General features: G+C 45.1%; 22 protein-coding genes. 17 read left to right on the top strand and 5 right to left on the bottom strand.

From position 1 onward, the window contains the following. The first annotated feature begins 116 nt into the window (after positions 1-116). From NYE38_RS12990 to NYE38_RS12950, 9 genes are all read left to right on the top strand, one after another. Positions 117-4,604, top strand: coding sequence for a phage tail tape measure protein (locus tag NYE38_RS12990; RefSeq protein ID WP_340802343.1), 4,488 nt, complete (start codon positions 117-119; stop codon positions 4,602-4,604). After that, entirely contained in the window at positions 4,598-5,437 is an 840-nt protein-coding gene (locus NYE38_RS12985) for a phage tail domain-containing protein (protein ID WP_340802346.1), read from the top strand. Before NYE38_RS12990 ends, NYE38_RS12985 begins: the two co-directional genes overlap by 7 nt. Positions 5,438-5,451: 14 nt before the next feature. After that, complete coding sequence (locus NYE38_RS12980; protein ID WP_340802348.1) at positions 5,452-7,155, top strand: phage tail spike protein; 1,704 nt, start codon at positions 5,452-5,454, stop codon at positions 7,153-7,155. A gap of 119 nt (positions 7,156-7,274) precedes the next feature. Continuing rightward, positions 7,275-9,770, top strand: a complete 2,496-nt coding sequence (locus NYE38_RS12975) for a peptidase G2 autoproteolytic cleavage domain-containing protein (protein ID WP_342399235.1) — start codon at positions 7,275-7,277, stop codon at positions 9,768-9,770. A 12-nt stretch (positions 9,771-9,782) separates the two neighbouring features. After that, a complete protein-coding gene (locus tag NYE38_RS12970) occupies positions 9,783-11,060 on the top strand; it encodes a BppU family phage baseplate upper protein (RefSeq protein ID WP_069007353.1) in 1,278 nt (425 codons plus the stop codon). Continuing rightward, positions 11,057-11,419 carry a hypothetical protein gene (locus NYE38_RS12965; RefSeq protein ID WP_069007352.1) on the top strand — a complete coding sequence of 121 codons (363 nt, stop codon included), beginning with the start codon at positions 11,057-11,059 and terminating at the stop codon, positions 11,417-11,419. Before NYE38_RS12970 ends, NYE38_RS12965 begins: the two co-directional genes overlap by 4 nt. Next, positions 11,416-11,604, top strand: a complete 189-nt coding sequence (locus tag NYE38_RS12960; protein WP_043867136.1) for an XkdX family protein — start codon at positions 11,416-11,418, stop codon at positions 11,602-11,604. Before NYE38_RS12965 ends, NYE38_RS12960 begins: the two co-directional genes overlap by 4 nt. A gap of 51 nt (positions 11,605-11,655) precedes the next feature. Continuing rightward, entirely contained in the window at positions 11,656-12,078 is a 423-nt protein-coding gene (locus tag NYE38_RS12955; RefSeq protein WP_044802500.1) for a holin family protein, read from the top strand. A gap of 41 nt (positions 12,079-12,119) precedes the next feature. Next, positions 12,120-13,133, top strand: a complete 1,014-nt coding sequence (locus NYE38_RS12950; protein WP_340802357.1) for an N-acetylmuramoyl-L-alanine amidase — start codon at positions 12,120-12,122, stop codon at positions 13,131-13,133. Positions 13,134-13,189: 56 nt separating this feature from the next. Here NYE38_RS12950 and NYE38_RS12945 read toward each other — a convergent pair whose 3' ends face one another. The 3 genes from NYE38_RS12945 to NYE38_RS12935 all read right to left on the bottom strand — a co-directional run bounded on the left by NYE38_RS12945 (position 13,190) and on the right by NYE38_RS12935 (position 14,826). Further along, positions 13,190-13,384 carry a hypothetical protein gene (locus NYE38_RS12945; RefSeq protein ID WP_063095592.1) on the bottom strand — a complete coding sequence of 65 codons (195 nt, stop codon included), beginning with the start codon at positions 13,382-13,384 and terminating at the stop codon, positions 13,190-13,192. A gap of 17 nt (positions 13,385-13,401) precedes the next feature. After that, positions 13,402-13,911 (bottom strand): hypothetical protein, encoded by a 510-nt coding sequence (locus tag NYE38_RS12940; protein ID WP_165417701.1) that lies wholly within the window; start codon positions 13,909-13,911, stop codon positions 13,402-13,404. 255 nt (positions 13,912-14,166) lie between these two features. After that, on the bottom strand, positions 14,167-14,826 hold the full coding sequence (locus tag NYE38_RS12935; RefSeq protein WP_340802363.1) for a hypothetical protein: 660 nt from the start codon (positions 14,824-14,826) through the stop codon (positions 14,167-14,169). 613 nt (positions 14,827-15,439) lie between these two features. Between NYE38_RS12935 and greA the strand changes: the two genes are divergently transcribed. The 3 genes from greA to NYE38_RS12920 all read left to right on the top strand — a co-directional run bounded on the left by greA (position 15,440) and on the right by NYE38_RS12920 (position 18,501). Then, positions 15,440-15,913 carry a transcription elongation factor GreA gene (gene greA / locus NYE38_RS12930; RefSeq protein ID WP_003152766.1) on the top strand — a complete coding sequence of 158 codons (474 nt, stop codon included), beginning with the start codon at positions 15,440-15,442 and terminating at the stop codon, positions 15,911-15,913. 53 nt (positions 15,914-15,966) lie between these two features. Next, entirely contained in the window at positions 15,967-17,721 is a 1,755-nt protein-coding gene (locus NYE38_RS12925; RefSeq protein WP_029973382.1) for a penicillin-binding protein 2, read from the top strand. 63 nt (positions 17,722-17,784) lie between these two features. Next, entirely contained in the window at positions 17,785-18,501 is a 717-nt protein-coding gene (locus NYE38_RS12920) for a YrrS family protein (protein WP_021494371.1), read from the top strand. Between the two features lie 39 nt (positions 18,502-18,540). Here NYE38_RS12920 and NYE38_RS12915 read toward each other — a convergent pair whose 3' ends face one another. Beyond that, positions 18,541-18,744: a YrzA family protein gene (locus tag NYE38_RS12915; protein ID WP_003152771.1), complete on the bottom strand. Its 204-nt coding sequence runs from the start codon at positions 18,742-18,744 to the stop codon at positions 18,541-18,543. 183 nt (positions 18,745-18,927) lie between these two features. Here NYE38_RS12915 and NYE38_RS12910 point away from each other — a divergent pair, with 183 nt between their 5' ends. From NYE38_RS12910 to NYE38_RS12890, 5 genes are all read left to right on the top strand, one after another. Then, a complete protein-coding gene (locus NYE38_RS12910) occupies positions 18,928-19,569 on the top strand; it encodes a class I SAM-dependent methyltransferase (protein WP_025649669.1) in 642 nt (213 codons plus the stop codon). 20 nt (positions 19,570-19,589) lie between these two features. Further along, entirely contained in the window at positions 19,590-20,285 is a 696-nt protein-coding gene (gene mtnN / locus NYE38_RS12905) for a 5'-methylthioadenosine/S-adenosylhomocysteine nucleosidase (protein ID WP_003152774.1), read from the top strand. Between the two features lie 47 nt (positions 20,286-20,332). After that, positions 20,333-21,256, top strand: a complete 924-nt coding sequence (locus NYE38_RS12900; protein ID WP_061862423.1) for an O-acetylserine dependent cystathionine beta-synthase — start codon at positions 20,333-20,335, stop codon at positions 21,254-21,256. 1 nt (position 21,257) lies between these two features. Beyond that, positions 21,258-22,400: a bifunctional cystathionine gamma-lyase/homocysteine desulfhydrase gene (locus tag NYE38_RS12895; protein WP_025649668.1), complete on the top strand. Its 1,143-nt coding sequence runs from the start codon at positions 21,258-21,260 to the stop codon at positions 22,398-22,400. 83 nt (positions 22,401-22,483) lie between these two features. After that, positions 22,484-22,714, top strand: a complete 231-nt coding sequence (locus NYE38_RS12890; RefSeq protein ID WP_012118061.1) for a YrhC family protein — start codon at positions 22,484-22,486, stop codon at positions 22,712-22,714. 38 nt (positions 22,715-22,752) lie between these two features. Here NYE38_RS12890 and NYE38_RS12885 read toward each other — a convergent pair whose 3' ends face one another. Continuing rightward, entirely contained in the window at positions 22,753-23,244 is a 492-nt protein-coding gene (locus NYE38_RS12885) for a DUF1641 domain-containing protein (protein WP_007612765.1), read from the bottom strand. Positions 23,245-23,250 lie beyond the last annotated feature (6 nt).

The following is a 23,250-nucleotide window of genomic DNA, read 5'->3' as shown; positions in this document are numbered from 1 at the left end:
ATATTGACCGAAACCAATAAACCAGAAGAAGTGAAATTTGAAGATGTCTTCTTTTAGACGGGCTTTTAGCCTGTCTTTTTTGTTGAATCTTTGCCAGGAAAGCGGGGTGGATACATATGGCTCAACCAATAGGAAATATGGTCGTTAAGGTCGGCCTTGATGATACAGGATTTAACCGGGGTATTGAAGGCTTAAAAAGGCAGATGCGTCTGGCCAATTCAGAAATGAAGGCAGCCGGAAGCATCTATAAAAATGCTGGTGATCAATCAAAGCTCCTGCAATCGCAGATGGAGGGCTTGAGTAATAAGTATAAGATTCAAGGCCGGTTGGTCCAAGAGCACCGTCAGCGGTATGAAGAACTGGTCAGACAAAAAGGAAAAGACAACCGAGAGACACAGATTCAGGCGCGGCGTTTGAATGATGCTATTGCGGTTCATGAGAACCTCGGTAAAGAGCTGAATAAAGTCAGCAAAGAGTTTCAGACCATGTCAGACAGCAGCGGTCGGGCTGCAGGAATTTTTTCTGTTTTTAAAAAGGATTCAAAGGATGTATCAAAAGAGCTGAACGCTGTTTATAAATCTGCAAAAGCCACAGGAAAGGCATTAGCGGGAATTGGTGCCGCCGGAGCGCTTGGGATCGGTGCAACCGTTAAGGCCGCAGCGAGCTTCGAGAAAGATATGAGCCGTGTCGCCGCCTTGGCGAACGCAACAAACGATCAATTGGCATCATTAACAGAAACAGCCCGTCATCTTGGCGCCGTCACACAGTATACGGATGGGCAAGTAGCCGAAGGCATGCAGTATTTAGCGATGGCCGGCTATAAGACGAACCAAATTATCGGCGCTATGCCCGGCTTGCTTGCGACGGCAGCCGCCGGACAAACCGACCTCGGCGTAACGGCTGATATCGTTTCTGACATCTTAACCGAATTTCATATAAAGGCAGAGGACACAAACCGTGTTGCTGATGCAATGACGTATACGTTCACGAACTCCAATGCCACTTTGCAGGAGATTGGCCAAACGATGAAATATGCGGCTCCGGCTGCTAAAACAGCAGGTCTCAGTATGGAAGAATTGGCCGCGGCAACCGGTATTCTTGCAAACAGCGGAATAAAGGCAGACATGGCGGGTACAGCACTTCGATCGACGCTTACTCGTTTAGCGGCTCCGCCTAAACCTGCGGCTTCGGCTATTGAAGAATTAGGTTTAAAAGTGACAGACTCTACCGGAAAGATGCGCCCGCTGGCCGACATCATGGGGCAGATCACAGAGAAAACAAAAAATTATACTGAAACAGAACAGATCCGGATCGCTAAACAGCTGGCCGGACAACATGCTATATCTGGATTTATCACGCTCATGCATGCAGGTAAAGATAAGCTGGAAGAATTCACAAAGGAAATAGAAAACAGCGGCGGTATTGCTGAAAAAGTGGCTGACACGCAGATGGACAACCTGGCCGGATCTGTAGAATATCTGAAATCTGCAACAAACAATGCCGTCATCACCATGGGAAACCAGTTTATACCGATCATCAGAGCTGCTACTGACGGCCTGACTTCATTAGTGACATGGTTCGACGCCTTACCGAAATCCGTCGCAAGCACAATTGCTATTACGGCCGGAGCTGTAACAGTATTTTCTCTTTTTGGCGGGGCTGCCTTGCTGTTAATCGGGGCATTACCGAAGATCGCAGCAGGATGGAACATGCTCCGTACGGCGGGGGGATATTTAACCGGTAACGTCAATCGGGCATCGGCAAGTCTCGGCGTTTATACGACTGAAGCCGTTGCGGCAGGCTCCGCATCCCGAACAGCGGCAGCTGGTATTGCGACAACTTCCACTGCCGCAACGGTAGCAGCTACCCGAATGGAAAGGCTCAACCAAACAAACACCGTGGCAACGACACGAGTTGGCCGGCTGGAGCAATCGGCAAATAAAAGCTCGAAAGCGATGCGCGGGCTTGGCGGCGCCTCTCGTGTGGCCGGTACTGGGCTTACTCTTTTCGGCGGTCCAATCGGGACAATTGCCGGCCTCGTTCTCACCTTTGCCCCTGAACTGTTAAAGTTCGGCGCCGGAATTATCAAAACAGGATTAAGTGCAGTAAAAGGAGCGGGCGGATTTACGAAGCTTGCAAAAAGCGGTTTCGGCCTCTTTAACATACTTAAAAAAGGCACTGCTGTTGTCGGTCTTTTACGTGGCGGACTTGGGTTGTTGGGCGGACCAGTCGGCGCGCTCATTACGGGTGTGACCCTCTTAGCTGATGCCGGATTTAAGTATTATGACAATTTAAAGAAACGAGTGCTTCCGGCGACAATTGATTTTGGAGACGGTGTATCAAAATCCACAGCAAAAGCCGTCAACGCCTATGAAGACATGAACATTGAGGTTACAGCCAAGCTGAACACCCTGAAAGCGACCAATGCTACCATCACGAACGATATCGCAGATGACATGTCAAAGCGCTTTAAAGACATGGGAGATTCTTTGAAAAACGGATACAAAACCAGCGCGACCAATGCAACTAAAGTGCTAAAAGAATTTTATGCTTCTAATAAAGGGATGTCTGATAAAGAAGAAAATAAAATCATTGGCAAAATTGATGCTTATAACGAGAAAAAACAAAAGAAGATCCAAAAGTATGTTGATCGAGTAGATGAAATTTATAGGACTGCCGCCCGTGAAAATCGAAAAACCACGGAAAAAGAAAATAAAGAAATAGCTAAAATTCAAGGCAAAATGCTTGCTGAAATGGAGACTGCACTCTCACGTAGCAAGGACGAGCAAACCAAAATCTCGAAAAAATTAAAAGAAGAAACGTCTAATCTTTCTGCTAAACAAGCGGCGGCCGTAGTAAAAAACAGTAACAAGGCAAAAGATAAAACAATAAAAGCCGCTGAGAAGCAACGTGATGCCGTTATTGATGCCGCTGATGAACAGTATTATGTGAAAGGTTCTATTTCTAAGAAAGAACACGATAAAACCGTTAAAAATGCAAAGAGTCAGGCTAAAAAGACAATTAGTGAAGCGGAGAAAACTCATAAAGGTGTCGTAGAAGAGGCAAAAAAACAAGCTGAAGGCCATATCAGTCAAGTTGATTGGGAAAAAGGTGAAGTGCTAGGTGTCTGGGATCAGTTAAAAGTAGATTTAGCAACCAAAGTAAACGCTATAACTGACGGCATAAATACAGTTTTGGAATTTATGCACATTCCTACAATTCCCCAGTGGAAGCCGGCAGGTTACGACAGTCGCCAGTCTTCTACAATGCAAATCGCACCGGGGTTAGCCTATGCCAAAGGAACAGACTTCCACCCCGGCGGCCGGGCATTAGTCGGAGAGGAAGGATGGGAGCTTGCTCACACGCCCGGTATCGGCACTTACATTGTCGGAATGGGCGGCCCACAAGTGTGGGATCTTCCGCGCGGTACGTCTGTTCTTCCGCACGCTCAGTCGAAAGAAGCAGCTGCCACAGGGCTTCCCGGTTATGCAAATGGGGTCGGAAACTTCTTCAAAAATGCGTTTGAGGGATCAAAAAAGCTGGTGAAAGGCGCTGTCTCTGTCGGGAAGAATGTCATTGGCAAAACGAAGGATGTCGCTTCTAGCGTTATGGAAATGATTATGAAAGGGCCGCAAAAGATAATCAGCAGCATTTTCAAAGGCATGATCCCGTTTAAAACAGGAACCGGAATTGACGGGTTAGGGACTGGTATTCTCAAAACGCTAAAAAGCGGTGCCCTTCAATTCTTAAAAGGGGTCTTGCCGGATGTGGGATTTTTTACGGCAGATGCCTATAAAGGCGCAACCGGATCTGCCCAGGTCCAAAAATGGGTAACAGAAGCCGTCGGCATCGCTGGCGTCCCGTTTTCATGGGTTCCCGGCTTGATCACGATTGCCATGAAAGAGTCCGGAGGGAATCCAAATGTCGTCAACAGGTGGGACTCTAACTGGAAGGCAGGTAATCCTTCACAGGGACTAATGCAGACGATTCCAAGTACGTTTGCCTCAAATGCATTTCCGGGTCACAACAACATTTTGAATCCCGTAGATAGCGTTTTGGCTGCTATTAATTACATCAAAGGGCGATATGGAGACATATCAAATCATCCCGGCTTGAAATCAATGGCCCGCGGCGGCCCATACGTAGGGTATGCAAAGGGCGGTACTTCTCCGGGGCGCGGCGGCTCCAAGCTCGCCGTCCTCAATGAACGAGGGTACGATGAAACCACCATTACGAAAGATCCGGCATACCGCGAAAGGAACATCGGATTGTGGGCGCGGGTTGGGCGTGAGCTTGGCGTCCTGCCTTCTCTGCAGGAAGGGATGATCTCGAAGGCTTTACTATTGCTTCAAAAAGCATCCGCGGCACAGCCTGAAAATGATAAAAGCGTCAATATTGATATGACTCGGGTCGTGGAAAATCAAGAAAGGCAAATCAGTATGATGGGGCAGCAGATCGACGCTCTCCAGCAGAACATTCAGCTACTGCAACAGCTGATCTTAAAAGATAACAACACCTATATTGATGGTGCCCGAGTAGATCAAACGAGTGCTGACCGATATAGAAGAAAACAATATAGAAACGGGGGTAAGCCGTCTTGGTAAAGCTATTTTTGGATTTTAATAACGGATTGGGGGAGCAGAGCCTTGACAGCTTGCTCCCTCAATTTGAAGTGTTGAGTTTTTTGGCGGAAGCGCCGATTATTAATCGGGAAACAATTACAAGCCCGCGTCGTCATGGAGTTATCCCAGCACAACACCCACGGGATGTGACCTATTCGCCAAGAAAAGTTACTGTGGAGATATATGTGGACTCATTCATTCACAATAATTTTTATATGCTTAGGCATCAGCTTTATGCGTTATTGGTGAAGCCGTTTTCCTATTATATTTCAACTGACTTATGGCCGAATCGCCGTTTCCTTGTCACTTGTGATGGGAATTTTAGTATTCCGAAAGAAAAAGAGAAGACACGCGCGAGCTTCTCAGTGGAGTTTACCAATATTACCGGAATGGCAGAATCTAAACATTCAACCAAAACAGCGCAAACTCAGTCAGGAGAGAACTGGAATATCGGTATGAACCTGCGGTCAGATGACAATCTGGCCTATTATTTTAAGAATCAAAAACATTTCTCTGTCTTTAATTCCGGAGACGTCCAAATCAATCCTCTTGATCACGCGTATAACGTCCTATTGAACGCCAAGGGGAAGAATGTAACGCTAATCAATCATACCAATGGCGAAAAGTTAACGATTGAACAGGAGTTGAAGAAGTCACAGCAGGTATCATTTCTAAAGCAGTACGCGTTGCTCAATAATAAACCAATAAAAACATCTGGACGTCTGCCAAATCTCGAAATTGGATGGAATGAGTTTGAAGTTCAGAATGCCGATGATTTTGTCATAGAATTTGACACGCGGCTCTATTACTTGTAAGGCAGGCGGTTTGTATGGCGAATACAGATTTTGTTAAAGAGATTGCCGGAGACGCCCAGCAAATATATAAAAAGCACCGTATTCTCGCATCACTGATCATTGCGCAAGGATGCTTAGAAAGCGCTTGGGGCACAAGTGAATTGGCGACAAAAGGGCATAACCTTTTCGGTATGAAGGGCGAATACAACGGCCAATATGTCATTATGCAAACATGGGAAGTTATCAACGGAGAAAACGTACAAGTTCCGGCTAAATTCAGGAAGTACCCTTCATGGAAAGAATCTATACAAGACCTGGCGAACCTGTACTTGAATGGCCTCAGCTGGGACAAAAACCATTATAAAGCTGTCGTCGGGGAAACAGATTATCAGAAAGCAACTGCGGCTCTCGTCAAAGCCGGGTATGCTACCGACCCAAATTACGCAACAAAATTGAACAGCCTCATTTTCACCTATAAATTAACGAAATATGATACAACTGAGGGAGTACCAGACGAACCGAGTAATCCGAGCACACCAGATCCTGAGCCGGACATACCAAGTAAAGAATATGACGGTAAAGACATTACGTTGAATCAAAACTTGCCAAAAGACGTTTACTTCCCTCAACTGCATGTTTCCAGTCAGGGCGGAAATCAAGTGGTCGAAGTCATTGGTGCCGATCCGGATCTATTAGATGACACCACCGGAAAAAAAGATATTGAGTTTACGATCACTCGGACTGCTGATAATGGCATTGAATATGACTTGCTCATAAATGACAATATTCTTTACCTGGATGAAAAGAAATTTAACCATCAAAAATACTTTATTACGATGATCGAAGTCGATCAGGAAAAGACACTCAGCAAGAAAGTTTCTGCAAGCCATGTTTTCGTTGCCGTTTTGAATAACCATTATGTAGAAGAGACGATCAGCGGTACATTGACTGTAAGAAAAATGCTTGATTTCACATTGAAGGGAACGAAATTCTCTTATATTTTCAAAGACAAGGAAAGTGAATTTAAAAGTGTAGAGCAGGAGAATTTTGGTGACAAGTTTGCGAATGAGCTGATAAGCGAAATTGTGGAAGACTACGGTTTAGAGCTGGATGTAGATAATTACAAGATTTATATCTATAAAAAGATGGGAAAGCGTATCAATCACACTCTCGATTCTCGTTATAATATGCCCGGCATTAAAATTAAAACATCGACAGAAGGATGCTCTACCCGGGCGCGGGGATTCGGAGCTATTAAGGAAAACAGCAGCACCGACAGCAAAAAAACGGAGTACGTCTTTGAGCCAGTCCTTTACAAGCACCCTGACGAAGATAAGTTCCTGCTTGATGGCATGCCGAGGTGGGCGGAACCGTTGCGCGACGAGCGTTATAAAAAAGAATCCAGCATGATGACGGCGCTTAAAAAATACGTGAATCCTTACCCGAAGATGGAGATCGAAGTGGATTATGAATACATCTATGAGCCGAAGCTTCTTGACATACAAGATGATTTTTGGAAGGGAGACACACTTCATGTGTTGGCTGATACAGCATACGGTGTGACTTATGAAGACGATGTCAGGCTGCTTTCCATTCAATACAAGCCCTTAAATCCATATGCAAAGCCAACATTGAACTTTGCTAATTTCCGTAAAGATATCCAGGATATCCGCATGGAGCAAGAAAAACGATTGAAAGATCAAAAACGTTATGTTCAGAAATTAAGAATGATGATTTAAAGCACCTCTATTGGGGTGCTTTTCGTTTTAGTTGAAAGGAGTGTTCTGAATTGGTCAGGCTAACCAAAGACTATGATACCACCCGAAATGCCCGGTATACATCACAAATACGGGATGACATGGAAACTATAGAAAATGGAATAAATAAAATTGATGATGATCTTAAAAGGCACCGAGCAGGAATTGCCGTTCATGATTCTTCACAGATTACACATGATGGGTACACCGTCGAAAACCGTTTGAAAAATCTGTTTGCGCGATTTACTAACCTTGTACTGAATCATGATGGTAAAGACGTGAAAGAAGTCGTGGATTCCCGCGTAACGACGGATGGGGAAATTGCCGCAACATTGAAAGACAGGCTCGATAGGGAATTCAGCAAGCTCGACAGGAAAATTAAACGCGTTGTAAACGTTGATGACTTCGGGGCTGATCCAACTGGAAAAACAGACAGCACGGAAGCATTTAAGAAGGCATTCGGGACCGGTAAGGTACAGGTCGTTATGTCAGCTGGCATTTACGTCGTGAAAGGCTTGAAAATCCCTTCCTGGGTTCGTCTGGTCGGCCAGGGAATCGGCGTTACATTCTTGATTTTGAATGATGAGACACCGGCGTCAGAATGGGTCATTACGAATGCGGACTATGAAAAAGGGAATCGAAATATTCACGTTGAAGGGTTTTCAACAGACTGGAATCGAGAAAGGCAGGGAGGTTTAAGGGCGACGGGCGGGCAACATTCGACATGCGTTGCCTTTGCGAATTCAAAATTCATCTGGATTAAAAATATAGAGAACATTAACCCCGCACTTCACGGCATTGATATAACAGCGCCGACGTATGACCATCTGCCAGATACCGAGTATACAAAAGACGGCTGCAGATATGTATGGATTGACGGCTGTGTTAACTCAGGATATGGGGATGACGGGATAACAACCCATTACAGTGAGTATATTTTCATATCAAACTGCCATTGCACAAACCCGACAGGCATCGCACATGCCGCGGGAAAGGCTAACTCTAACGGCATTGAGATTGATGACGGTTCTAAACATGTATGGCTGCTCAACAACTATACAGAAGGAAACATCCGAGGCGTTGAAGTTAAGGCGCATACCGAATGGCCGGCTTCTCAAAATGTTCATATCCTCGGCCACGTTTCATATCGGGACGTGCGGGCTTATGATTTGCGGCATATCGGCCACCATAAAGCAGATGATCCTGAGAGTACCACAGCTTATGATGTGACGTTAACGGACTGCACCGCAATAGAACCGGTTTTTAATGATTTGTATGAGGGAATTACCCCGCGCGCTCTTGTTGTATCCGCATATAAGAACGTGCAGATTGTCAATTTTACCGCAATCGGAAATCCCAATTACGATTATAAAAACAGTCCGGTGGTAGCCTTTCAGTATCGCTGCAGAAATATCACCGTAAACGGTATTAAAATGAGAGGGTTCAGAAAGGCTTCTCATGATATTCGAGTGTACGGAGGCCCACAAAAAGCTGATTACGTAAAGATCTCAAATTTTGATATTTACAACTCGGCTCCTGCGGCTTTCGGTTTAGGCGGAGGGGTTTATCATTCAAGCATTATGAATGGGACGATTATAGGTAAAAACGGAACCGTCGGAATTGGTTCACCGAATAATCAAACAACCATTGCAGGTGTAGAAGCAGCCGGGTATAAGATATCTGCTCAATTGGCCGGGAGAGAGTACAGCACTATCCCGACAAGAGTAAAAGGCGGCTTTATGGGCGGTAACACTTCCGGCTCTGCACTGCATGAAGCGAGTGCCATTTTAGGCAGTACAGGTGACAACATCGCAAAAGGCCCTGCCAATGTTCTGCTGGGTGTCCGGGGCGGATCAACAACTGAGGGGTCGCGTCAAGCGCTAATAGCCGTCAATAACTGCCACACAAAAGGTGACGGCAACTCAAGGGCTATTCTTGCAGCTCAGGGGGTTATCAACGATAACGGATACAGCGTTAGAGGCGGTTATGGGACAGGAACTGCCTCAACAAAAAATACGAGATGGGAGTTGGATTCGACTGGCGGTCATATTCGTGGCACAGGGCGAGTGGAGAGCGTCTCAGATTTCAAAGACTTCGCTGAGTATTTTGAGTCTGCTGACGGCAAGAAAATTGATTCTAGTTATCTCGTTGCACTAGAAGGCGAAAAGATTCGAAAAGCGGAAAAAGAGGACAAGATTCTCGGAGTTGTTTCGGAAACTGCGGGCGTGGTGCTCGGCGGTGCTGCGTTCTATTGGAACGAGCAGTACGAAAGAAATGAATTCGGCGGGTTACTCTACGAGACAGTTTTTCGCGGCGGCGAAGAAATCCGTCTCCCCAAACTTAATCCAGACTACGACCCTTCTCTCGAATATGTGCCGCGTGACTCTCGGGACGAATGGCATGTCATCGGCCTGATTGGTCAAGTCTTTGTCAGGATTGACGAAACAGTGGCCGTTGGGGATAGCGTATCAGCAATTGGCGGAATCGCGACTAAAGCGGAGAGCGGAGGCTATGGAACTGTTATGAGAATCAAGTCTCCGTATGATGCGGAAAAAGGATACGGTGTAGCTCAAATGATTGTTACGCCGCAGCACTAAGGAGGAAAAGGAATGTACAAAACGGGGGGCGTCGCATTTGACATCAATGCGAACCGGACAAACGGGCGAACCACGAACATCCAATTCATGACGCAGGACACGGGCAGCGCGAAGCTGTCTTTTTCTTTTACAAAGGATGGCACGCCGTTGCCCCTGTCTGCTGTAGACGCGAAAATCGTTCTATTGTATGAAGATGGGTCATTTTACAAAAAGAGCCTTGCCATCACCGACAAGGTGAACGGAAATGCGGAATATATGCTTTCAGATGAAGAGCTTAAGCACTATGGAACGGTAAAGGCTGAAATCAAACTTTACTATTCAAACGGGCAGGCGCTGGCGACTTCATTTTTTACCTTCTCTATCGCCAAAACGTTAGAAGATCAGAACATCATTCCGACAGCTGACTATTACATTGACGATTTTGAAACGCTGAAAGACGAGATAAACCATACCATCAAAGAGATCAGCCGAACCGTCGAGGAATTACAGAAGAAATTTGCCGATCTTGAAGCCATTGAAACGAAAGAGGGCGCGAAGCAGAAGGCGGATGCTGCAGAGGAAAAGGCCAGAGCTTATACGGATGAACATGCGAATGACGAAGAAAAGCACATTACGGCTGCCGAAAGAAAGGCTTGGAATGCCAAGGAAACTCCCTCCGGCGCGCAAAAGAAAGTAGACGCCCATGCGAACGATCAAGAAAATCATGTTTCTGCAGCAGATCGGAAGGCTTGGGACAGTAAAGAAACAGAAAGTGGAGCGCAAGAGAAGGTAAACACTCACGCCAATAATACGGACATTCATGTTACCAAACCTTTCAAAGATACATTGGAACAATTATCAAAGTTATTCACAGCGGGTTTTAAAGATGAACTGGAAGAATTATTACGTCAGTTCACGGCCCATAATTACAACCAAGAACGGCATATTTCTAAAGCTGAACGGAAGACATGGAACGGAGCTGCCACCTATGCCAACATCATGCTGAAGAATGGAGCCGCCGCAGGGACGCGGACACCGATGTACGCAAAGTGGGGGGCGTTTTTAATCTTACGGGGGCATGTGAAAACAGACGCCGAAATTATATTCGGCTCCATCCCCGCGGAATACGCACCTGCTGGCGGTTCCGTTATAACAGTGCCGTTAAGTGGTACAGGCGGCACAGCCAATTTAATCATTTATGATAATGGGGATTTAAAAATAAAATATCCGGACCCGGCGGACTCAAGTAAGATGGGCGGAGGCTACTATCTGGATGTGGTCGTGGGCTTTCAGGAAGGAGGGACAGCATGATTCAGGTTTATGAATATGATGAAAATTTCATTTTGACCAAACCCGTTCTGATTGAGCCTGACGAAGAAGGTAACTATACAATCCCTGAGAATTGTACAACCGTCCAGCCTCCATCTTTCATAAAGGCGATGTATCATCCAGCAGAGAAGACATGGACGGAGGCGGCCACCCAAGAAGAAAAAGAAGCCCTGGAAAAGCAAATTGAAAGCGGGCGGATGCCTTTTACCGTTGATGAATTGAAAGCTCAGAACGCGGCCATCACAACGCAGCTTGCGGAAGCGCAAAGCCTGGCCGAGTCACAAGCGCAAATGATTGCCAATCTTTATCTAATGCTGGCGGAGGGAGGGAAAGGGGTATGATGGATTGGTTTACAAGCGTTAAAACCATCTATGGATGGGGGCCGCAATACTACAGTAATGCAGACGTGGCCCGTTTTGTTGAATGGGGGAGAATTACAGAAGATCAATACAAACAAATAACCGGCTTAACCTATCCAATGACAAAACAACCTGTCAGTGTGGATTTAGGCGGCGCCGCAAACTGATCAACACCCGGAGAGGTGTTTTTTATTTTGCCTCGAAGGAGGTGATAACAATTGGAGGGAATATACGTGTGGATGAATTTTGAGAGCTTACAGATCGCAAGAGCATATCTTTTTGGGGAGGTGAAATATCTTGATTTAATGCTGGTGCTGAACATCATTGACATCATTACCGGTGTGATAAAGGCATGGAAATTCAAGGAGCTTCGGAGCCGTAGCGCATGGTTCGGCTATGTGCGTAAGATGCTCAGTTTCCTTGTGGTTATCGTGGCGAATGCTATTGATACGATTATGGATCTGAACGGCGTCCTGACCTTTGCGACCGTTCTTTTTTATATTGCAAATGAGGGCCTTTCCATCACAGAGAATTTAGCGCAGATCGGCGTTAAAATTCCGGCCGCCATCACTGACCGGCTTCATGTAATTGAAAGTGACAACGATCAGAAAACAGAAAAAGAGGACAAAGCTGCTGAGTAAATCCAGCGGCTTTTTTATTACTCAAAAGGAGACGATGAAACATGGAGAAAATCACAAAGGACTTTATTCCAGTAGGACACAAAAACAGACCGGGATACGCAATGGACCCGGCATACATCACCGTTCACAACACGGCGAACACGGCACAAGGGGCAAGCGCAGCCATGCACGCCCGTTATGAGAAAAATCCGGAAACACCCACCAGCTGGCACTTTACAGTAGACGACAAAGAGATTTATCAGCATCTGCCATTGAATGAAAACGGTTGGCACGCGGGAGACGGAAACCGCGGAACCGGGAACCGGAAATCTATCGGCATTGAAATTTGCGAGAATAGCGATGGGGATTTTGAGAAAGCCGTGGCAAATGCGCAATGGCTGATCAAAAAGCTCATGAAGGATCAGGGTATTTCCCTTGCAAACGTGGTCCCTCACCAGCACTGGTCCGGCAAGTATTGTCCGCGCAAGCTGCTTGATCGATGGGACTCCTTTAAAGCCGGTATCAGCGGCGCCCCGTCTAAAACGGTAAATTCTCCTGTTGATAAAACAAAAGAATCTTATATTAAAAATACAGTTGTTACTGACAGCCTTAATGTGAGAACTCAACGCAATGCCAACTCGTCTATTGTGCTTGCTCTTCCTAAAGGTTCGACTGTCCAATATAAAAAAGGATCGACTCAAAATGGTTGGGGTTACATTAAATATACCAATTCTAAAGGAGCCACATACAGCGGTTACGTTAATGTAAGATATATCAAGAGCGATGCAGAGTTAGGGAAAACCCCTTCAAAATCTGCTCCTGCTAAACCTTCAAACAATACAAGCGGGGGTATTAAGTCTGTAGGCAAAATTAAAATTGTTGGTGTTAAAAGTGCAGCCATTATTATGGACAAACCAGACCGTAAAAACGCCAAGAATGTGGATACAATTGGTCTCGGCAAGACAATTAACATCTCAGGTTCTGTTAAAGGTTCAAACAACTCTAAAGGCTATTGGGAAGTCATCCACGACGGCAAACGGCGGTATGTGTCTGGACAATATGGAAAAATGGTTTAAGTAAGTTGTCCCTTGTCAAAGGGGAAAAAAGCCCCTCTGATCATGAGGGGCTTTTTTTAATTGCTGCGCGAACCGATAACGGCCCTTCCCGCCAATTCAATTAATACGTAAACCACGAAGAAAATGACGAGCCAGCTAAAAAAATCAGCCCACACATTTTTCAAGTTCAATACTCCGACATTGTCTAATCCCGTTTGTATAAACATAGAAATCACAGTTGCAATCAATACATAAAGAAACCACAGTTTCATTTAATCACTCCTAGATGTCATCCTATGAATTTGCAAACATATTTCGTGACACTGTTATAGTTTTTCCATCTCTTACAGAACTCATATCCGCCCATATCCAATAACTTTTTAGCCGCCCACCCAAGGCCGGCCGTCGCCAATATTCTTGCGGCCCATAAAATAATCGGTAAAACTTGCGGTTGGTTCTCCCCGTCCTTTACTGCAGCCATTTGCTGATCATGAATGTCTTTCGCTTGAGCTGGTGAAAGGGATTCAAGGTAATTCTTCATTTGGACAGCATCACTTAAAGTAACCCCCGCCGCGATAGCTTTATCAACATCAAATGAATATCTGTTATTCTCGATGTCATAATTTGATGCTTCATAAAGGGCGATAGCAAGACGTTCAGCTTCTCTTTTGTCTTGGTACTTATCCTGCTGTGCAGCTTGAGCGGATGGCGTTCCGAAAACAGACGAAAAGCCCAGAGCCAAAACTAAAGCAAAGACAATTGACATTCTTTTTTTGAAGCTCCCTAATACACTATTCATTTAGTTTCTCCCTTCATGGAATCATACTTATAACAATTCGAGCGTAACACGCAAACAATAACGTTTCCATGAAAATGGTAAAAATAGTTAAGAAGTTGGATGGAAGGCTTTTGTGAGCAGAGTCTTTAGTTTCAGACGTGTCAGTTGGATTGTTATATCTGTCGCAGAAAGAAGAAACGAAACACACAAAAAGCCCTGTGTAATCAGCAGGGCCTTTGAAGAAAATTTTATCTAAACAAACCTTCTTGCAATCAATCATAAATCTAATGTGATTTCTTTTCCATACGCAATAAAATCACTCTTCGAATTATCATCTTTTAAAACATCAGCAGCTTTAAGTCGTATTCTCTTTTCATTTTTGTCAACGGGTACCCACACCATATTATTATCTAATTTCGATTTGGACATCATTTTGATTGATGATGGGTTTGGCAAACCTAAATCCAAATTGAAATCCAAATCAACTTGTTGTTTTTTTTCATTTACTGCCTGGAGAAACCCTCTCCAAGAAATATCATCGTTACTGGTATTTGCAGTCTTGTATTTAATCTGGGCATATGTAAATTCTTTTGGTTGAACACCAAAAACTTGTTCTAATTTTTCTTTAAAGACAACCGAGATATTAGTGACAGTTATTACTTTAGCGTCAACGAATGTTATACTTAAGTCTCCAATTGTTAATTTCTTTTCTCTTAGATCTTTGCTTGAATTTAAAGTGACAGTGCCTGTGTTTGGATCGTATAAGTTATCCCCGACAGAATCCAGCGTCTTTTTGTTTGATTGTTCTTTATTATTTTCTGTGGCAATAGTGTTTCCCTCCGGCTCTTTTAAAGTTTCATTAGATGAGCTTTTCCCGCAAGCGGAAAAAGCAAAGCACAAAAGAAGAGCCGAAAATAATATTCCATACTTTTTCATGTAAAAAATCCCCCTCTTATTTAAAACGAACGTTTACATTTTAAAGCAAAGGAGGATTCATTTCTATGCTCTGTAAGGAATTTGATAATGATGGAATAACGGGATTGAAGACAGTGCGAGGCTCGAAGCTCTTTTGAAATAATGAAAAACCCCCCTCTCGATGCCCATTTGCCCACAGGATGCCCACCCTTTTTTATGAAACAAAGAAAACCAGAGTAAAAAGAATATGCCTATTACAAAAGAAATCCCTGATATAATGCTTTTTGTTTGCAAATCAATTGCAATGAAAACCATTGATGAACCATTGATCTGATGGTCACGAAGATTCAAACGATCCTTGAACAAAATGCAATTTTGTAATACCATAGCATAGACATAAATAACTCAGACCATATTATGTATAGGCTGGAAGGGAATGAGACAGTTCCCTTCTTTCCCTGTTTATAAACCGAAACATTTGCAGAAAACACACATTCAGTTTAAGATAAACAGTACCTATATGGGAGAGAAGAACGAGGACTGCCCTGTGTTCTCATTCTTGATTTTTTCGTTTATGCTCTCATACATAATCACACGTTATTGTTGAGGGACAACCACCAAGGAGTGAAGGAACATGGCACAAGAAAAAGTTTTTCCGATGACTCACGAAGGAAAACAAAAACTTGAACAAGAATTAGAGCAATTGAAAACGGTTAAACGTAAAGAAGTAGTAGAACGCATTAAAATCGCAAGAAGCTTCGGAGATCTGTCAGAGAACTCTGAGTATGATTCCGCAAAAGAAGAACAGGCATTTGTGGAAGGGCGCATCACGACGCTTGAAAACATGATCCGGAATGCGAAAATCATCGAGGACGACGGCGGTTCAAATGTAGTCGGTTTGGGAAAAACCGTATCATTTATCGAATTGCCGGACGGTGAAGAAGAATCTTACACGATTGTCGGAAGCGCTGAAGCTGATCCGTTTGAAGGAAAAATTTCAAACGACTCGCCAATCGCCAAAAGCCTGCTCGGCAGAAAAGTGGACGAAGAAGTGACAGTTCAGACGCCGGGCGGAGAAATGCTCGTGAAAATTGTGAAAATTTCATAAGATCCGTTTAACAATGAAACACCTCGTCCAAAATGTGGATGAGGTGTTTTTTTATGATCGTATCAAAAAGGCTGAAAACGGCCGTGATTTGTTTTCTGCTCGTGTTTTTCTTTCTCCTTGCGAGGCTGGCTGAAATTCAGCTGTTTTTTACAGAATCTTTTTCAAAATCCAATATTAATCTGATTCAGGAAAGCGTCAAGCAGCGGACGGAAGAAGTCCTTATTTCAGACGGACGCGGCTCTTTTCTTGATCGGAACGGCAAAGAACTGACCGGAAAAAAGCAGCCTGCCGTCATACTGTTTCCCTTTCTCGTGACGCAGGATTGGCCGGTTGACCGGGTATCAGACATTCTCGGAATGAAACAGAGGGAGCTCAGGCAGCTGCTCACGGAAGCAAAAAAACCGGTGATCCTGAACAGCAGAAAAATAAAACATTTGACGAAACAATCCGTGTCAAATATCAATTCTTTGAAATATCCCGGCATTTACGGCGTATATATGAAAGACAGCAAAGAAACAAACATAGCCGCTCATCTGTTGGGCGCGACAAACCAGGACCCTGAGCTTTTGAAAAAGAAATACCCCGGCAGGAAGGAACTGCCGATCACGGCAAAAATCGGGACAAGCGGGATGGAGCGGACGTTTGATGAGTTTTTACTGGCGGATCAGGACACAAAACTTTTGTATCATGTCGACGGAAGGGGAAACCCTTTATTCGGAATGGACGTCAAATATACGGCTGAAGCAAACGCGTTTTATCCGCTGCAAGTCAAAACCTCCATCGACCGCAATATTCAAAAAGCAATGGAAGATGTATTGAAAGACCGCGGGTTAAAAAAGGGGGGAGCCGTCCTTTTAGACATTGAAAAAAGCAGTGTGCTCGGAATGGTATCAAAGCCTGACGCCGACATGTCAAAGCAGCAGACATTGCAAAATTACATGCTGACGCCGATTTATCCGGGATCAGTATTTAAAACGGTGATCGCCGCAGCCGCAATAGAACAAAACGAAGTGAAGCCGGGCACATCCTTTAATTGCAATCTCAACCTGTACGGAGAGCCGGGGGATGACAAAGGCACGCTCAGTTTTGGAGAAAGCTTTGCCCAAAGCTGCAATTATACGTTTACAAGTCTTGCGGAAAAATTGATCAAAAAAGATGATTCCGTTATTGAAAACATGGCGGAAAAACTCGGTCTCACCCAGCGGGCGGGCTGGGAAGGCAAGCTGTACCGGGAAGACGGATTCAGGCAGCTGTATAATGAAAAAAGCGGGGTCATTTGGGGAGATGACAAAGACAAAACCGTAAAAAAAGCCGTCGCACAGACAGCGATCGGGCAAAAAAACGTGAAAGTCACGCCTCTTGAAGTCGCCAATATGATGGCGGCGATCGCGCGCGGCGGTGAAAAAAAACAAGTGAAAATCGCGGACAAAATTGAATACAAAAACAAAACGACGATGGCGTCATTCAAAGATCAGCCGTTAAAAGGGGAAAACATCGACAAATATACGGCGCAGCAGCTTCAAAAAATTCTCAGAGAAGTCGTCACCTCACCGAAAGGAACCGGCCGAAGGTTTCAGGATCTGCCGTATGAGATAGCAGGCAAATCGGGAACGGCCCAGACGGGAATGTTCACAAAAGAAAAACAGACGCTTTACCACAAATGGTTTGCGGGATACTTTCCCGCGGACAAGCCGAAATACGCTCTCGTGGTGCTGCACATGGACACGCCGGGGGATAAGGCTCTGACAAATACAGTGTTTTATGATATTGTTAAAAAGGTACATGAAAATGAAATAAATCAGACATAGAACAACCGCTCAGCCCATGTTAAAATATATGCTGAGCAAGAGGGATAAAGGAGTGCAGAATGATTGAGCAATAAACAATCTCGTTTTGAAAACCGTGATAAGCGCAGAAAAGCAAATATGGTGCTTAACATTTTAATTGCTATCGTATCTATTCTTATTGTCGTCGTTGCAGTCAGCCTCTTCATCAACAGTCCGTCGGGCGACGTGAGCGAAAAAGCGGACACGAGCCAGAAGCAGGAAACACCTGCATCAGGCAAGACGAAGCAGACATCCGATGAAGACATAAAAGACAGCAAAAAAGATACGGCATCAGACGATGACAAAAAAGATAAACAGGATAAGGACACATCTGATTCATCTTCAGACTCTGACAGCAAAAAAGACGATGATTCATCGAAAAGTGATGACAGCAGCAAAAAAGACTCTGATTCAAGCGATCCTTTTAAAGGGGCAAAGATAACAGAGGGCGGCTCATCAAGCGATGTCGAGAAAACAATTGTTAACCCAAAATGGAAAGCGGTCGGCACAAAGCAGACGGGAGAACATGCGGCGACGTATGACTCAAGCTCTGAAGACTGGTCCGAAATGCTTGACGCCATCTCTTACGCAACAGGCGTGTCAAAAGATCACATGACAGTGCTGTGGCTCGGAAACAATGGAAGCCCGCAAGATGCGAAGGGTAAAGTTTTAGACAAAACGAACGGCAAAAAGTATCAGGTCACCATTACTTGGAAAGACAAAAAAGGCTGGAAGCCGACAAAAGTAGAAACGTTAAAATAACCGCAAAAAAGCAGCTGATTATTCAGCTGCTTTTTTCTGTCATACGTCAGCTGAAAAATGCACCGACGCGCTGTAAAGGATTCTGCCGTCAACGGCCGTCACCTGATGGGATACAGAACGGACGCGAAGCATAATCGCCTGGTTGTTTTCAATCTGAACGTTTATTTTCTTTTCAAGCTCCTGCAAAGATGCCGCTTCGAAAAATTCTACTTTATCTTTGATTAAATCCAATTGAAAATTCATCAGTACAGATCCTCCTGATTTTTCTTCTGAGTCAATGAAAGTATAAGCCTTTCTGCCGTAATTGCGCAATAATCCCAAAGTATTTTAGTACCCTTCCATTCTTTTTTGTGATAGGATAGGAACTGTTCCACGATTAATCCATACTATACTCATAGGAATTATAAATTATGGAGAGTGAAAAATATGGGCCGTGAATTTATTCCTTTATTTGAAGATTGGGCAGCGACTTATGATGCCACAGTGCACGGGGCTGACAAACAATATGCCGCTGTTTTTAAAGGATATGACAATATTCTTGACAGCATTGTCGCACTTTCAGGTTCAAACGTTTTAGAGTTCGGACCGGGAACGGGGAATTTAACGGCGAAATTAGCCGCCGCGAACAAAAAGGTGTTTGGTGTAGAACCGTCTCCGTCAATGAGAAAACTGGCGGCTGACAAGCTTTCTGACAAAGCCGTGTTCAGTGACGGAGATTTTCTGGAGTTTCCCGCTCCGCCTTTTCAAATAGATACCATCGTCAGCTCGTACGCCTTTCATCATTTAACCGATGAAGAAAAGCGAACGGCTGTAAAGCAGTATGGCGCAATCCTTCAGAAGCATGATAAAATAGTGTTTGCCGATACAGTCTTTAAAGATCATGAAGCTTATGATGAAACCATTAAAAAAGCAATCCGAAACGGCTATCATCAATTAGCGGACGATTTAAAGACGGAACATTATCCGACACTCGCGACAATGAAAAACATCTTTTCAGAAGAGGGATTTGCCGCGCGGTTTACGCAGCAAAATGACTTTGTCTGGATAATGGAGGCGATTAAACGGTAAATCGAAGGGATTGTGTATAAATGAAACTGGCAGTCATCGGAGCAATGGAAGAGGAAGTTACGATTTTAAGAAGCAAACTGAAAGACGCAAAACAAGAGATGATCGCTCACTGTGAGTTTACAACTGGCAGCTATGAAGGCGTCGAAGTCATCTTGCTGAAATCAGGTATCGGAAAAGTCAACGCGGCGATCAGCACGACGCTCCTGCTTGACCGTTTCAAACCTGATTATGTGATTAACACAGGCTCAGCGGGCGGTTTTCATCATACATTGAATGTAGGCGACGTCGTCATCTCAACAGATGTCCGCCATCATGACGTGGATGTGACGGCGTTTGACTATGAATACGGACAGGTGCCGGGTCTTCCGGCAGCATACAAAGCTGATGAAAAGCTGATCAGCATTACTGAGGAAGCGGTTTCTGAACTGAACGGCATTCAAGTCGCCAAGGGCACAATCGCTACGGGAGATTCTTTTATGAATGATCCGAAGCGGGTTGAAGACGTACGCGCCAAATTTGCGGATTTGTACGCGGTTGAAATGGAAGCTGCGGCTGTCGCACAGGTGTGCCACCAGTTCAAAACGCCTTTTGTTGTCATCAGAGCTTTATCTGATATTGCCGGAAAAGAATCTGACGTTTCATTTGATAAATTTTTAGAACAGGCTGCCGTTCATTCAACTGAGCTTGTCCTGAATGTCATCAAACGAATTCACTAAGCGGGGGATTCTCGTTCTCCTCCGCTTTTCCAGGAGGAGGACACATATTGAACGTGATAACAGATATTACAGAACTGATCGGAAATACACCGCTGCTCCGTCTCAATCATTTTGATATACCGGAGGGAACAGCGGTTTATGCTAAGCTTGAGATGATGAATCCGGGCGGAAGCATTAAAGACAGGCTGGGCGGGATGCTCATTGAAGATGCGCTTCGCACGGGAAAGGTGAAACCGGGCGGCGTTATCATTGAGGCGACTGCCGGAAACACCGGGATCGGACTCGCTCTGTGCGCCAGAAAGCATCAGCTTCGCGCCGTTTTTTGCGTCCCGGAGCATTTCAGCAGAGAAAAGCAGCAAATTATGAAAGCTCTCGGAGCGGACATCGTGCATACGCCGAGAGAAGAAGGCATGCAGGGAGCCATCCGAAAAGCGCTTGAACTGGAGAGAGAGATTAATAATTCTTATGCCGTTCTGCAATTTAAAAACCGAGTAAATCCATTGACTTACTACAAAACGATCGGACCCGAAATATGGAACGCACTCGGCGGGGATATCCACGCTTTTGTCGCAGGAGCGGGTTCCGGCGGCACCTTTGCCGGTACGGCAGCTTATTTAAAGGAGAAAAATCCTGCCGTCAAAACGGTGATCGTTGAACCGGAAGGCTCGATCCTGAACGGAGGAGAGCCGCATGCCCATAAAACGGAAGGCATCGGCATGGAGTTTATCCCGGATTATATGGACGAGAACCATTTTGACGCCATTTACACGGTGGAAGACGATACGGCGTTTTCGCTTGTCAGAGAAGCGGCCGAGAAAGAAGGCCTCTTAATAGGAAGCTCTTCAGGGGCGGCTCTTTATGCAGCGCTTGAAGAAGCGAAAAAAGCGCCCGCCGGATCAAATATCGTCACCATTTTCCCTGACGGCAGCGATCGATATATAAGCAAAAACATTTTTCAAGGAGGTCAGTAAGATGAAGAAAAAAACGCTGATGGTGCACGGAGGAATTACGGGAGATGAAAAAACAGGAGCGGTTTCCGTACCGATTTATCAAGTAAGCACGTACCGGCAGCCGAAAGCGGGCGAGCACACGGGTTATGAATATTCAAGAACGGCCAATCCGACGCGGACGGCGCTTGAAAGCTTAATTGCGGAGCTTGAAGGCGGCGCGGCGGGATATGCGTTCGGCTCAGGCATGGCTGCGATTACTGCCGTCATGATGCTGTTTGACAGCGGCGATCATGTTATTTTGACGGATGATGTATACGGCGGCACTTACCGGGTGATGACAGGTGTGCTGAACCGCTTCGGCATTGAAGCGGACTTTGTTGATACGAGCAATGAAGAAAAAGTCAAAAAGGCCATTCGCCCGAATACGAAAGCCATTTATATCGAAACACCGACAAATCCGCTATTGAAAGTGACTGACCTCAAACTGATGTCTGACATCGCAAAAGAAGCGGGCGTATTGCTTATCGTCGATAATACGTTTTACACGCCGTATTTCCAGCAGCCGCTCAGCTTTGGCGCGGACATCGTGCTGCACAGCGCGACAAAATATCTCGGCGGCCACAGCGATGTCGTCGGCGGCTTAGTTGTGACGGCTGATAAAGAGCTCGGTGAAAAGCTTCATTACGTGCAAAACTCAACGGGCGGCGTTTTAGGACCGCAGGATTCATGGCTTTTAATGAGAGGCATTAAAACACTGGGACTCAGAATGGATGCCATCAATCACAGCGCCGGGAAAATCGCCGAGCTGCTTGAAGCGCATGATGCCGTTCAGACGCTCTACTATCCGGGATCAGCGAAACATCCGGGCCATGAGCTGACAAAAGCGCAAAGCTCCGGTTTCGGCGGAATGATTTCCTTTGATATCGGCAGCAGTGAACGCGTCGACGCGTTTTTAGAAAAATTGAACCTGTTTACAATCGCTGAAAGCTTAGGAGCGGTTGAAAGCTTAATCTCCGTGCCGTCCAGAATGACGCACGCTTCGATTCCGCGCGACCGCCGGCTTGTGCTTGGCATTACCGACGGGCTCGTACGGATCTCAGTCGGTATTGAGGATACTGAGGATTTAACGGCGGATGTGAAACAGGCGCTTGATTCCCTTTTATAAAGAATGGATAGATTTACATTCTCTGTCGGCTGTCAGCTTGTATTATAATGTTGGTAGACTATAAAACTGGCAGGTGACCTTATATGGAGAAGAAAAGACTGAAATCATTAATAGAAGATTTTAAGCATTACGCATTTATTCTGCTTGCAGTCAGCACCTTCATTTATATCGGCGCGGTTCTTCCCGGACAAGGGCTGACTGCGGGCCAGAAAATGCTGATGTTTGTAACGGATTGTGTATTTTTAGCGGGCGCTTATTTCTGCGTTGACCGTTCACTTATTTATAAAAAGAGGCTGGAAGAGGCCGATGAATAAAAAAAGCCATTGTCTTTTGACAATGGCTTTTTCGTTTCTTATTCAGACGGGGTTTCGCGTAATTCTTTTCCCATTCCTTTTAAAAACTGCAGCCCGAAGCCGAGCGCGCGGTTAATATCAGGATCACCGACGGCTTTCATCAGTTCAAACATACTGACTTTCCTGTCCTCTTTTAAAAATCTTTGCGCCTGATCCGTCCCGGCCATGGCGCTTTCTAAAAGTCTGCCCATAAATTCGGGATCAGCTTTTGACAGCGCGCCTCCCGCGGCCATCATCGTATTCAGGAGATTGGTGACAGGTTCCCGGGAAATCTGTCCGAGTGCGATTTTGGCAATCTCCTCTTTTGCCTGGAGCATATAGCCGGCGGCATCAAAAATGCCCAAGCTATTCAGCTCTGCCATGATGGACATCGTTTTCGCGACGGCTTCTTCATTTTCTGCGAGAAGCGTCTTCAGCTCTTCCAGTTTTTCAGCTTTCAGCTGTTCCTCTGTTTTCGTTTCTTTTTGAATTTCAGTAATTGGGCTTGCCATAATGTT

The organism is Bacillus sp. EU63, assembly GCF_038592915.1.
Lineage (GTDB): Bacteria > Bacillota > Bacilli > Bacillales > Bacillaceae > Bacillus > Bacillus velezensis.
This window is presented reverse-complemented; position numbering and strand designations above follow the sequence as displayed.